Source organism: Pseudomonas batumici (assembly GCF_000820515.1).
GTDB classification, from domain to species: domain Bacteria; phylum Pseudomonadota; class Gammaproteobacteria; order Pseudomonadales; family Pseudomonadaceae; genus Aquipseudomonas; species Aquipseudomonas batumici.
In genome coordinates, this window is record NZ_JXDG01000003.1 from 336,807 (window position 1) to 350,074 (window position 13,268).

Sequence of the window (13,268 nt, forward strand, 5' to 3'; positions counted from 1 at the left end):
TTGTGCGCAAATGTGCTTGCCGAAGATTGCCCGTCGTCGGTTGATGGGGCATTCAATACTGTTACTAAAAAGGTGTCTGGTTAAACTATGATTGTTAATCCAAGAGTTAAAGGGTTCATCTGCACTACTGCGCATCCTGCGGGATGTCGAGCCAATGTTGATGAGCAGATCCGCTTCATACGGGAACAAGCGCCGATCGCCAATGCACCCAAGCGTGTACTGGTAATCGGGGCATCCACCGGTTATGGGTTGGCATCACGCATCACTGCCGCGTTCGGCTGTAACGCTCGCACCATTGGAGTGTTCTTCGAAAAGCCCGCCAGTCGCAATCGAACCGCCAGTGCCGGCTGGTATAACTCGGCGGCATTTCAATGCGCGGCTGACAACGCAGGTCTGTATGCGAAAAGTATCAACGGAGATGCCTTTTCCGATGCGGTAAAAGAAAAAACCATCGAGATGATCAAGGCTGACCTGGGTCAAATTGATCTGCTGGTCTACAGCCTGGCGTCGCCACGCCGTCTGCATCCAGTGACAGGTACGCTCCATTCATCTGTCCTGAAACCTATCGGCAAGACGGTAACGCAGATCGGTCTGGATACTGATCGCGAACTCATCAAGTCATTTACGCTCCAGCCCGCAGTACAGCAGGAGATTGATGATACGGTCGTCGTGATGGGCGCAGACGACTGGGAGCGTTGGGTTCACCAATTGTCCGAAGCTGGCGTGTTGGCGCCCGGCTGCAAGACTACGGTTTACACCTACATCGGCGAGAAGGTCACGAGAGATATTTACTGGGACGGCACTATTGGAGCGGCGAAAAAAGACTTGGATCGCGCCGCTGCTATGCTCTCCAGCAATGGAGTCGAGGCTAGCGTCTCGGTACTTAAAGCCGTCGTTACCCAATCAAGTGCGGCCATCCCTGTCATGCCGCTTTACCTGGCCCTGCTGTTCAAGTTGATGAAGCAGGATGGCTCCCACGAAGGCTGTATCGAGCAGATCTACAGGCTGTTCAGCGAATGCCTGTATAACACCGATCCTCGTCTGGATGAGGGTGGCCGTAACCGGGTCGATGATCGAGAGACCCGCCATGAAATTCAGGCCGAAGTGGAAAAACTGTGGCCCCAGGTGACAACGGAAAATCTCAACTCCATTAGCGACTTTCAGGGTTTCCGTGCCGAGTTCCTGAAGCTGTTCGGTTTTGGTCTGACGGAGATCGATTACGAGACTGACTTCGATGTCGACGTGAAGATTAACGGGCTCTTGGACCTCACACAGTAAGAACATGAAGGGTGCGGGCTGTCGATCATTGGACCCATCGAACGGCCCGCAGCAGATGGATTTGCATGCGCTACGCCGCTTCGAATCGAATCGACCTATTACGAAATTGAGGGAGAGTAATGTCGACAGTCGCAACAGTGTTCATGTTTTCCGGACAGGGTTCGCAGTACTACGGAATGGGTCGGGAGTTGTTTGCTCGACAAGGGGATTTTCGTGATGCAATGGTCAGCATGGACGACGTTTTTCGTCAGTTGTCCGGTCATTCGGTCATCGAGATGCTCTATGAAGGCGGCCGGGGTAAAGGAGAGACCTTTGACAGGACGCTATTCTCCAGTGCGGCGATATTCATGGTTGAATACGCGTTGGCGCAAGCGCTGATACGCGCCGGCGTAGTACCAGACATAACGTTGGGTGCCAGTGCCGGATCATTTGCTGCAGCCGCTGTGGCGGGCTTCATCGACGTCGAAGACGCCCTCGCAGCGGTGGTCATGCAAGCCGGTATTTTCGAGAAGCATTGCGAGCCAGGAGGGATGCTTGCCATCCTGGCCGAACCTGAACTTTACACCCAGAGACAGCTGGAGAGCGTCTGTGAAGTGGCCGCGGTCAATTTCTCGTCGCATTTCGTGGTGTCCGCGCTACAACCCGCGCTTATCGGGATCAGGGATGAACTGAGAAGGCTGGACATCATCTGCGAGCCATTGCCTGTCTCGTATGCCTTTCATTCGAAATGGATCGATTGCGCAAGAGCGCCTCATGAGGCGTTAATGCGGACCGTTCGATTTAGGCCGGGAACGCTGCCGTTGATGTGCTGCGATCAAGCCGATTTAATGGTCAACCTTCCTGAAAACTACTTTTGGCATGCCGCACGACATCCGATCAGATTTCGAGAGGCGATTTCAAACCTCGAGCGACGAAGTGCCTGGCGCTACATCGATGTGGGGCCTGCGGGTACGCTTGCTACGTTTCTGAAATACGGACTGCCGGTTGCATCGACTTCCGAAGTGCACAGTGTTCTGACCCCTTACGGTCACGACGTACGCAATTTCAATGCATTACTGACGCGCATAGGTGTCGCGGCATGCTGAACCAACTCGGCACTGGCGCAATTCACTTGTGGCTTGCGTTGTATGAGCTTATTGATGATGAGCGGCTGCTCAACGCGTACCGGGAGCTGTTGAGTCGTGCCGAAAGAGAACAGGAACGACGCTTCCAATTTACTTCGGATCGACGCCGCTATCTTGTTACCCGAGCGCTTGTGCGCATCGTGCTGTCACGTTACTTGCCGGTCTTGCCCAAGGACTGGTTGTTTTGCACGAACGCCTATGGAAGACCGCAAGCAGTGAACGTCGAGGCACGGCAGGCGCAGCTATCTTTTAATATCTCACATACACACGGTCTGATCGCCATGGGCGTTACCCGTTATCGCCTGTTAGGTCTGGATGTGGAGAACGTCAATGGGCCAGCGTTTTGCTCCGGGATCGTCGATCGGTATTTTGCCGCGGACGAGGTGCTGGCTTTCTATCGCGTGCCGCCCGAACAACGCCGGGACCGGTACTTTGAATATTGGACGTTCAAGGAGTCCTACATCAAGGCGAGGGGCATGGGCTTATCTATCCCCCTAGACAAGTTCAGTTTTGATTATCCGCACCAGCGAGGTGTCAGGATTACCATCGATCCCGTACTGGCTGACCATGCCGAGCGATGGCAGTTCTGGCAGTTTCGCCCGTCAACGGAGTATCTGATGGCGGTCTGCATTGAACGCAAGCGCTTTGATAGACCCGAATTCATCATCAGGAAAATCATTCCCGGCTCAACGGAGGAACTGTTGGCGCCGGTCTTTTCGCGCAGCTCTGAAGAGCAGCTCGTTTTCAGTTAGCCAAGTATATCTATAGGGAGATAGTAGATGATTGCATTCGTCTTTCCGGGACAGGGTTCTCAGGTCCGTGGCATGGGGAAAGGGCTTTTCGACGAAGTCCAGGAATATGCACGTATCGAAGAACAGGTCGACAGCCTACTGGGATACTCGATGCGTAAATTGTGTCTGGAAGATCCGGAAAACCTACTCAAGGAGACACAATACACACAGCCCAGCCTGTACGTTGTTAACGCGTTGCATTACTACAAAGCCGTCGAGCAGGGTTGTTATCCTGATTTCGTCGCGGGGCACAGCCTGGGTGAATACAATGCGCTTCTTGCGGCAGGCGTATTCGATTTTCTGACGGGGTTGCGACTTGTCCAGCAGCGGGGCGAGCTTATGGCCCAGGCGAAAAGTGGCAGCATGGGGGCGGTGATCGGCCTCAGCACGTCCAGAATCGGTCAGGTTCTAAGAGTTAATGACCTGACAACGATCGATGTCGCCAATTTCAATTCTCCGACCCAGACCGTCATTTCCGGGCCGAAAGAAGACATCATGCGCGTGGGCCCGCTTTTCGAAAGTGCAGGTGCACGCCTCTACATGCCTCTGCAAGTCAGCGCCGCCTTCCACTCGCGTTATGTCGCCCCAGCCGCCGATGCGTTTGCCGATGCGCTGGCGTCGTTGCCGTTTGCCGCCCCTAGAATTCCAGTCATCGCTAATGTAACCGCGCAGCCATATCCAACTGATACGTCTCAGATCAAGTCTCTATTGGTCCGTCAGATTAAAAGTCCGGTGAAATGGACGCAGAGCATTCGCTATCTGTTGAGTCAGGGCGTTTCAGAGTTCAAAGAGCTGGGGCCGGGTAATGTGTTGACCCGCCTCGTGCAACAGATACAACAAGAAAAAGACGACTGAATCCGGTTGTCATCGGAGCTTATGCAGGGAAGCAAGGGAATGATGCCTATGGCTACCATTACGGCAGAGACGCTGGGAAATGCTCAGTTCAAACGGGACTATGGTTTGCGTTATGCCTATCTGGGCGGTGCCTTATACAAAGGCATTGCCTCGAAGGAATTAGTGGTAGCAATGGGGAACTCCGGGATGATGGCGTATCTGGGGACGGGCGGCATGTGTTTCGAGGAAATCGAAGCGTCGATCAGATTCATTCAGTCTCAGCTTTCGAGTGGACAGCCGTACGGCATGAATCTGATCTGCCACCTCGAGAAACCGGACCTTGAGGAGCAGACGGTGGAGTTGTTTATCCGGCACGGCGTTCCATTTATCGAGTGTGCTGCATTTTTGCATATGACGCCGAGCCTGGTTCGGTGTCGGCTTTCGGGGTTGAGACGCTCGGCCGTCGGCGAGATTGAGCGTCCACGTCGAATGCTTGCCAAAGTCTCCAGGCCTGAGGTGGCGGCCGCATTCATGCGGCCCGCACCAGAGGCGATCGTTCGCCAGTTGCTCGAGGAAGGTAAGGTCACGCCCTACGAAGCCGAGCTGAGTCAGTCAATTCCCATGGCGGACGAAGTCTGCGTTGAAGCCGATTCCGGAGGTCACACCGATCAAGGTGTCGCTTATGCGCTGATGCCCGCGATGTTCGCGTTGCGCGACGAGATGATGGCGCAGTATTGCTACGATAAACCCATTTGTGTGGGGGCTGCGGGTGGTATCGGCACTCCACATGCTGCTGCTGCAGCCTTCACTATGGGCGCGGATTTCATTCTGACTGGCTCGATAAATCAATGTACTGTCGAAGCCCGCACGAGCGATGCCGTCAAAGATCTGCTCCAGGATCTCAATGTGCAGGATACCGACTATGCGCCGGCCGGCGACATGTTCGAGATAGGCGCTCGCGTTCAGGTCGCTAAACGTGGACTCTTCTTCGCCGCCCGAGCCAACAAGCTGTTCGAGCTGTATCAGCGACACAATTCTCTGGAGGAAATCGATCCGAAGGTGCGCCAACGAATAGAGGAGCGTTACTTCAGGCGCTCGTTCGATGAGGTGTGGGCAGAAACCCGGAATTACTACCTGAGAACAGAGCCCGCCAAAGTCGCGGACCTCGAAAGCAATCCCAAACAGAAGATGGCGTTGATCTTCCGATGGTACTTCGTCCACTCCACGCGTCTTGCCCTGAGCGGCAATGAGGATCAGAAAGTCGATTATCAGGTCCACTGCGGTCCGGCGATGGGCGCCTTCAATCAGTGGGTCAAGGGAACTGAATTGCAATCGTGGCGAAACCGTTATGTTGCCAAGATCGGAATTCACCTGATGCAGGAAACAGCTCGGCTTCTAAATGCGCGCTTTGTGTCCATGTCGGGTTATCTGGCGTAAAAAACGCGTCCCGTTAGTCGCTTTCCTTAACTACATGCCGAGAGATTACATGACAGCTCCAGAAGTACTTGGGACGGCGCCACACGCCGAATCGCCGACTCTCCCACGGATTACGTTCGATCCGGCATTGCTGGATGATCCATCGATACCGGAGTCAATCGACGCAGCCATGATCGATGGCCTCAAGCGACATTTACAGGGCTACAGTGCTCATCGCGCTCCGACCAACAGCCTGGCGCGGATTGAGGATGAGGTGTGGATGGACGCTTGGGACAGCGCGTTGTCCGCTGTACAGGGAGCCAGGGTGCTGTTGCGTGGCAGCGAGCTGGGCTTGTTCGCCTTACGCGCGGTCGGGCATGGCGCCGTCCACGCTCTGGCCGTCGAGAGCTCGCCGTTCAATGCCCGAATCGCGATGGGCATCGTGCATAAACACTTTCTGAAGCAGTGGCATACAGTGCACGGTTCAGACATTCAGCGATGGTCCGAAGACGAGCGACGCGCATCTTTTGAGTCGTACGCTGACACGGTTGATATAGTGTCTACGCAGAGTGAGCGACTGGCGGATGCAGCATGTGATTATTTCGTGTTTCCCGCTATCGACCATTCGCTCTTGGGTACCGGAATCGTGAAGGCTGTTCGTCAACATCGAGGGCAAGGACTGGCCGCCGACGCCCGAATCTTGCCAGCCAAAGCAACGGTTTTTGCGATGGCCATACAGTGGGCCTACCCGGCGACGCAGTATCAATTGCCGCCTATGAACCAGTTTCGCTGGAGTCTCTATCCGCAGGCGTTGAACCTGTCCTCGGAAAACTGGATAGCCCTCACCGATCCGGTGCGGGTTGGTGAAATCAATTTTGAGGATTTTGTCGAGGGAACCTGGGACGTCGAGCTTCCTGTCATCAAAGAAGGCACCGTCGATGCGATTATCTATTGGTTTAATCTGGAACTCGGAAACGCGCAGATCGACAATGCCCCCGGCAGCGCACTGAAGTGCATAAAGCCAGCGGTGCAATATACAGATCCGATTGAAGGGGTAAAACCCGGTCAGTCGCTCGCTATCCGTGCTCACGTCAAGGAAGACCGGCTGTATCTTCAGACTCAACCAGCCGCGACGCAGCTCAGGGCACAGAGTTTACCTTCCTGGTACCTGCCGATGCTACTGGACCGGCGCCGTAACCATGCCTATTGCGCATCATTGGAACGAGCGATTGCCTCCCGACCTCCAGAGCTCGTGCTGGATATTGGTGCTGGATGCGGTCTGCTCTCGATGATGGCGGCAGGGGCGAGGGCGGCTCAAGTTGTGGGCTGCGAGGTCAATCCGGATATTTGTAGCGCTGGCCATGAAGTGATTGGCCTGAACCGGCTAGGTGAAAATATTACGCTCATTAATAAGGATTGTCGGGACCTGAAGATTCCAGAAGATTTGGCCCGGCGTGCAGATCTCGCAGTGTTCGAGTTGTTTGATTGCAGTCTGATCGGTGAGGGCGTGTTGCATTTCCTTGCTCATGCGCGGGAGCATCTGCTTACCGAAAACGCGTGTTATCTGCCGATGGCGGCACGGATTCGGGCGATGGTGATTGAGTATCGGCTTGAGCATATCTGGGGCATTGACGTTAATTTGCTCAATCCTTATCGATTCTCGCCGTCCTTTATCAATGTGGATGCGAGCACATTGCCTTATCGCAGGCTGACCGAACCGGTCGATCTGTTCGCCTTCGATTTTTCCACGGCGACTGCTAAGGCGGACGAAAAGGCGTTGCTTGTTCCCTCTATCGCGGCAGGTACGGCGGGTGCCGTAATGTTCTGGTTCGATCTGCAGCTAGACGGGACCACCTGGATCTCGAATGGGCCGGACGCAAGCGATTCGTTGCATTGGAAACAGGGTTTGCAATTTTTGCCGGAGATCAGTGTTGACAGCAACTTGGAGCTGCCGTTGATCGCGAGTCATGATGGTAGCAGGCTGAGTTTCCAATGGAAGCAGAGTGCAATACCCAAGGAGGCATGGTCGACACTGCCGCGGCTGGATCCGCGCATGCTGGCCGCTGCCAAAGAGCTTGAGCAACAAACCTGTGGGCTGCTGCAACACTGCACGCAAGATACCGACGAATACCTGAAAGTTGCAGAGCTCGCGAAGCGTTTTGCAGTTGAGCCGGCCGCTCATGATCTCGACCCCGTTGTGGCACAAAATTTTGCGGCAATTTTTCTGAATAATTAGCCAACGATGTTGCACTCCGTGGTGGGTAAGTATGTCTCGGCTGTTTGACTGGGTGTTCTATGGAGTGGGTATGAAAGAATTCAAGGACAAGGTCGCAGTGATTACAGGGGCGGCAAGCGGCATAGGCCGTGGCATGGCTGAGGTTTTTGCGGCGGTGGGTATGAAGGTCGTATTGAGCGATGTCGAGCAGCCTGCGCTCGAGGCAACGACGCGTTTGCTACGCGCAGCCGGTGCCGATGTGCATTCCGTACTGTGCGATGTCTCAAAAGCGGATCAGGTTGACGAACTTGCGCGGCAGACGCTGTGCAAATATGGAGCGGTGCACGTTCTGTGTAATAACGCTGGTGTCGGCGTCCGCGCCAGTCCCAGCTGGGTCAATAGCCTTAACGACTGGAACTGGATCCTTGGTGTGAATCTGATGGGTGTCGTCCATGGGCTCCGCTCGTTCTTACCGATTATGATCGAACAGGGCACTGAGGCGCACATCGTCAATACGGCTTCGACCGCAGGACTGATATCTGATGACAACACGTTATATGGCGTGTCGAAGTCTGCGGTAGTGGCGTTGTCTGAAGGCGTATATTGGGAGCTTCGGCATGGTCGTTTCAAGCCGAAGATATCGTTGTTGTGTCCAGGCTGTGTGGATACCAACATTCTCGCGTCACAACGCAATCGTCCGCTTGACCTTGCGAGTGATTCGTCGATTTCCGCCGACCCTGCTGCGCGTGTCGTGCAGGATTGGTACGCAGAGCAACTGAAGCAGGGCCTGACCCCGCGTATGGTTGGCAAGCAAGTGCTCGCCGCGATTCGTGACGAGCACTTTTATATTATGACCCACGGGGAGGATTATCATCCCTACATTGAGCGGCGGATGAAAGACATCTTGAGCGCAAGTAACCCGACGTTCTTGCCTCCGCGTGGTATCGCTTCGTTGATGCAGAAACTGAATGCGCTCGGTACGCGTTGAATTTGCTTCATTCTGTTTCTCGATTGACCATCCACACTACACCACGCCAAATCAACCAACATACTGAGGCGTGCAGCCCAGAGCCTTTTCCCATTAGCATCTGAAGGGGGCTCTGGTCTACCGGTTAGGTGAGCACTCGCTCGACTTTGACTATGTTGGTGCGGACAGGTCACTTCCGTGCGTATGGATGTATTGTAGGCAGCCGCTGCAGAGTTCCACTGAGTTCTGTAAGTGATTGAAATAATAGCCTTTATGCCATTTTTTTCGTTCCGGCGGTAGCTAGCATGAATCAGTTCGTGAGTAAGTGAAGTTGCGGAAGCTTCAAAAACAGGGCCCGGGCGGTGTCTATTGAGTTAGGCATTTGATTGCGCGGCGTATATTTTTATTTGAGCGCTTGCTTTTAAGTGTTCACCTTGCTAAGGTGTGGCACGAGTTTTCCTGCAGGGGAAGACTCTCAAGGAAGAACAAAGTGAAGCTCGGAGTGGCTTATGAAAAACATGAAAGAACCATCTTATTTAAAAGTGTCGAGCCCTATGGCTTTAGCTTTTTCGCTCTCTCCCCCATCTCCCGATTTAACCATTTATTGATTTTCCGCTGATGCCAGACTTCCTGAGCCTTTCGTGAAGGCTGCGTAGTTTCGTCACAAGATTGGTCGCGGCTTCTCATAAGCTTTTCCCTTTGTATATAGGGATAGTTAAAAGCATGGTTGGTCACGTAGTGTCTGTCTGCCTCATTTATAGGCGCTGAATTTTTAATATTTGATGATGATCAAATTTCCATCGCTATGGAATAGCTCCGCGTCTGCGTATTAGCTGCATGCTGTTTGCGGCAGCCTTGGTGCACGCAATTTTGCGCCAAGCTGGACTATTGGCAAGAAACTCAAAAATAAGGATGTTGCTGCGATGTCAATTCATGAAGTGTTGCGGCCTGGTGTGGATCAGGCAAACTATTTTCTAAAGTTAACAGAGGGTAGATCGCTGCTCGAATTGGAGCAGTTATCACCGCAAGAAGTTAAGTGCCTACTCTCCAAAACAAAGCTTCCAGCTTTGATTATTCCGAAAGTGTACGGCGGGCTCCAGCTGCCACTCAAAGAAGCGCTTGATGCTGTAGGATTGGTTGCTGCTGTATGTCCTTCGGCAGCCCTGATGCTATGTATGCACTATCATGTCGTATCGACGATAGCAATGTATCCTACCGCGTTTCCATTTGCAGAAATCGTGCTCAAAGATATTTCACTGAATGGTAAGCTGATGGCATCGGCGTTTGCCGAAAGTTCAGGAAATCAGGATATTTTTCACACTAGCGTCGCCGCGAGCGTAAGTGACGAAGGTGTTATTAAAATTACAGGCAGTAAAAAGCCTTGCACGATGAGTCATGTCGCTGATTATTACGCAGTGTCGATTATTACTGCAGAAGGCTTGCCGGGAATTGCTATATTGTCTAATGGCGATGCGGGACTGAAGCGTAAAGCCTTTTGGCCTGGGGACATTTTACTTGCAACAGACAGTCATGAAATAATATTTGACAACGTAATAGTTAAGGAAGATTGGGTTGTTTGGGCGGAAAACGAATCGTTCGAACTATATCTCAATACGGGTTTGGTTAGCTTCAATCTATTCATATGTGCCGCTTACACTGGAGCCTGCCAAGCACTCTCCGAGCGTCTTAGCCCTGGCGCAATGGCTAGTCCGGCGATTTTCATCCCCATCAAAGGTGGACTTGCCCAGTGCCGATACAGCGTGTTGGGAATCGCAGAAAACGTGATGCCGGACAATATTGCATGGCTCGTGCCTGAGGTGCTGGCGTTGCGGTATCAAATTCAGCGTGCACTAAAAGAAATCAAAATACACATATTTGAAAACTTCGGTGCACAACGATACCTCTCCGATACCGAAGCGCACTATCTTGCGAAGGCGGTCGACTTACTTGCATTCCACCCTGTGACGCGCTTCGGATTCGAGCAGCAGATGAGCAAAGGTTGCGAGCCATGAACATCCAGCCTTACCGTCAGTCGATACTAAAAAAATTCAAGCTCGATTTGGATATTGTACGAAGCAAAGGCTCTTATCACTACGATGCTCAGGGTAAAAAAATATTAGATGGCGTTGCGCAATATGGGGCATTGCCTTTTGGGCATAACCCCAGCGAGTTGAACGCCATCGCCATTGAATATTTGCAGAGTGAACGGCCGAACTTTATTCAACCCTTTGTCGCAGCCAGCACCCAGCAATTGGCTGATCGCCTGATCCAGATCGCAGGCCCCAAATATGAGCACGTGGTGTTCACAAATACGGGCACAGAAACAGTTGAGGCCGCCTTGAAGCTGAGTCGGCTGAAAACTGGCAGAAGAGCAGTACTATCTGCCAACAATTCATTCCATGGCAAAACGTACGCTGCATTATCTGCGACGGGTAGCAAGCGCTACAGCAACCCCAACATTGTAGATAGCGAAAACTTCAGTAAAGTGCAGTACAACGATTTGGTAGAGCTGCAGGCGGCCCTAGAAACCAGAAGGTTTTCTGCTTTTATTGTGGAGCCCATTCAAGGTGAGGGGGGGATGACGCCCGCCGATAGCAATTACCTGGTCGAGGCCGAGAGATTGTGCCGCGCTTATGGAACGCTATTGGTATTGGATGAAATTCAGACCGGCCTGGGGCGCTCTGGGGCCGTTCTCGCCGCCCACCGTTTTGGGGTCGAACCTGACGTCATCCTGCTCTCTAAAGCCCTAGGGGGTGGAATTATCCCCATCGGGGCCATGATTATTAAGCGTGGTGTCTATAGCGCCGAATTCGACAGTAAGCACAGCTCTACATTCGCTAACGGAGGTTTGGCATGTGCTGTTGGGCTAGGTGTCATTGACTCACTGATAGGCGAGCAAAGCGCGCTGCTTGAGCATGTGAGGGAATGCGAAACGATCATCAGCCAGCGGCTTGCGTTACTGGCGGAGAAATACAGTAGTTTTACTTATAGCGGCCTTGGGCTGATGTACGCATTGCATTTCAGTGATCCGGCGACCCAAGGTAACTACATAGTCAGTTATGCGCAGAAAAGCGATTTAATGTCGCTGCTGATCTGTGGCTATCTGGTTCACGTTAAAGGCATCTTTTGCATGCCGCTGCTAAACGATGCCGAGCGTGGGAGTATTCGCTTTCAGCCAGCGCTGAATATTAGCAAATCAGAGCTGAACCGATTCCTCGGCGCCTTCGAGGAGGTCTGTGCGATTCTGCAGAGCAAGCGTTACGACAAGCTAATGGGTTACCTGGTGGGGTATGTGCCAGCAGTAAGCGATGCGCCAGTGAATGGTAATAAGAAGAAAAAAACCCGGCCACTGTCGCCACGGCCGGTGGAGGGAGACCATGTGCAGTTCGCATTTCTCCTGCACTCTACGAGTGCCGAGGATATTTGCAGAGGCTTGCCAGAAGCAGTTATTGAATACTTCTCCGAAGCACAGAGGCTCGCGTTAGCCCATTGGTTTTTCTCGTTCGGGCAGATTGAAAACAGCCCTGAAGTTGTATTCGAATTCTCAATGGCTAGCCCTCATGGCCGGGTAGTCAATGGCGCAATGATTTACAGCCCTATCAGCCCGCAGGCGATGCTTAAGCTGAGTCGTGCCGATAAGGCCGATTTGCTGAAAAAGTATCTGCAGAAAGCCCAGGATGTCGGCGCCGTTGTGGTGGGGCTAGGAGCTTATACCTCGGTTATTTCAAAAGGTGGTTTGGACATTGCCGATGCTCCTTTCCGTTTGACCACTGGCAACAGCCTGACTGCTATATCCAGTTGTAACTTAATCCGCGAGGTTTTCGGCCGGTCGGCGTTGCAAAAGCGCCTGATGATATTCGGTGCGCGGGGGTCTGTAGGTCGTGTCGCGCTAATGGATCTATGCCAGTATTTTGGAAAGATAGACATCGTTGGCAGCATGAGTTCTACGGTCGAAGAGCAGTACATCAATTTGCGTAGTGCGCTGATCGAGGTGCTCTTGCAAGGTGAATGTCTTAGTGATGACTCCGCCGCCGGGAAGTTCTGGGGAGTTTGCAGGAATCTTGATCTTGAACAGGCGCTGCTCCATAGCCCAGTAGAACAAGTTCCCACATTGATGCAATCGATCGTGGATGCAGGTGCAGCCAGTGGCGTCCAGTCGTTCGAGATCCACATTGGACTGGAGCAGACCGTAATCGCGCAGGATATTGATTGCGTGTATTCGGCGACCAGCGAAGGCAAACCCTTCATCACAGCAGACGTTTTTCCGAAGACTTGTAAGATTTTCGACGTGGCTCGCCCCTTCGATGTGTTGCGTGAGGGGGGAGCCCGGGAGGTGTACGAGGGTGGACTGGTTACCCTGCCCGATGCACAAGCGATGTTGAGTGACTGCAACATCATCGGTTGTGAGCCTGGTGTGAGTCTGGCATGCCTCTCGGAAACCATATTGCTCAGTATGGAGAATGTGAGTTCCAGTTACAGCATTGGTAAAGAAATTGCCTACGGCGAAGCCAAGGAGGTAGGTGAATTGGCTGCTCATCATGGGTTCAGCCATTACATTGATCGTAAAAAGGACAGCTTGCCAGCTTGACGAGGGCCACTGCGCAGCATCGTCGATGGGACGCCGTTCAGTCACCAGAGGTACT

The 13,268-nt window shown here is 52.9% G+C and carries 9 protein-coding genes; all 9 read left to right on the top strand.

All coding sequences use genetic code 11. The features are described from left to right. Positions 1–87 precede the first annotated feature (87 nt). Positions 88–1,278, top strand: coding sequence for an enoyl-ACP reductase FabV (gene fabV / locus UCMB321_RS01895; RefSeq protein WP_040063406.1), 1,191 nt, complete (start codon positions 88–90; stop codon positions 1,276–1,278). 119 nt (positions 1,279–1,397) lie between these two features. After that, positions 1,398–2,363 (top strand): acyltransferase domain-containing protein, encoded by a 966-nt coding sequence (locus UCMB321_RS01900; RefSeq protein ID WP_040063407.1) that lies wholly within the window; start codon positions 1,398–1,400, stop codon positions 2,361–2,363. After that, positions 2,357–3,154, top strand: coding sequence for a 4'-phosphopantetheinyl transferase family protein (locus UCMB321_RS01905; RefSeq protein WP_040063408.1), 798 nt, complete (start codon positions 2,357–2,359; stop codon positions 3,152–3,154). The genes UCMB321_RS01900 and UCMB321_RS01905 overlap by 7 nt, the downstream gene beginning before the upstream one ends. Positions 3,155–3,181: 27 nt before the next feature. Next, on the top strand, positions 3,182–4,048 hold the full coding sequence (fabD, locus tag UCMB321_RS31180; protein ID WP_040063409.1) for an ACP S-malonyltransferase: 867 nt from the start codon (positions 3,182–3,184) through the stop codon (positions 4,046–4,048). A 48-nt stretch (positions 4,049–4,096) separates the two neighbouring features. Continuing rightward, a complete protein-coding gene (locus tag UCMB321_RS31185) occupies positions 4,097–5,464 on the top strand; it encodes a PfaD family polyunsaturated fatty acid/polyketide biosynthesis protein (protein ID WP_040063577.1) in 1,368 nt (455 codons plus the stop codon). Between the two features lie 49 nt (positions 5,465–5,513). After that, on the top strand, positions 5,514–7,679 hold the full coding sequence (locus UCMB321_RS01920) for an SAM-dependent methyltransferase (protein WP_167337409.1): 2,166 nt from the start codon (positions 5,514–5,516) through the stop codon (positions 7,677–7,679). Positions 7,680–7,749: 70 nt separating this feature from the next. Then, complete coding sequence (locus tag UCMB321_RS01925; protein ID WP_040063411.1) at positions 7,750–8,646, top strand: SDR family NAD(P)-dependent oxidoreductase; 897 nt, start codon at positions 7,750–7,752, stop codon at positions 8,644–8,646. A 902-nt stretch (positions 8,647–9,548) separates the two neighbouring features. Next, the gene (locus tag UCMB321_RS01930; protein ID WP_040063412.1) at positions 9,549–10,637 is read left to right on the top strand and encodes an acyl-CoA dehydrogenase family protein; all 1,089 of its coding nucleotides are present in this window, start codon (positions 9,549–9,551) and stop codon (positions 10,635–10,637) included. After that, complete coding sequence (locus tag UCMB321_RS01935) at positions 10,634–13,213, top strand: aminotransferase class III-fold pyridoxal phosphate-dependent enzyme (RefSeq protein WP_052451046.1); 2,580 nt, start codon at positions 10,634–10,636, stop codon at positions 13,211–13,213. The genes UCMB321_RS01930 and UCMB321_RS01935 overlap by 4 nt, the downstream gene beginning before the upstream one ends. The last annotated feature ends 55 nt before the right edge of the window (positions 13,214–13,268 follow it).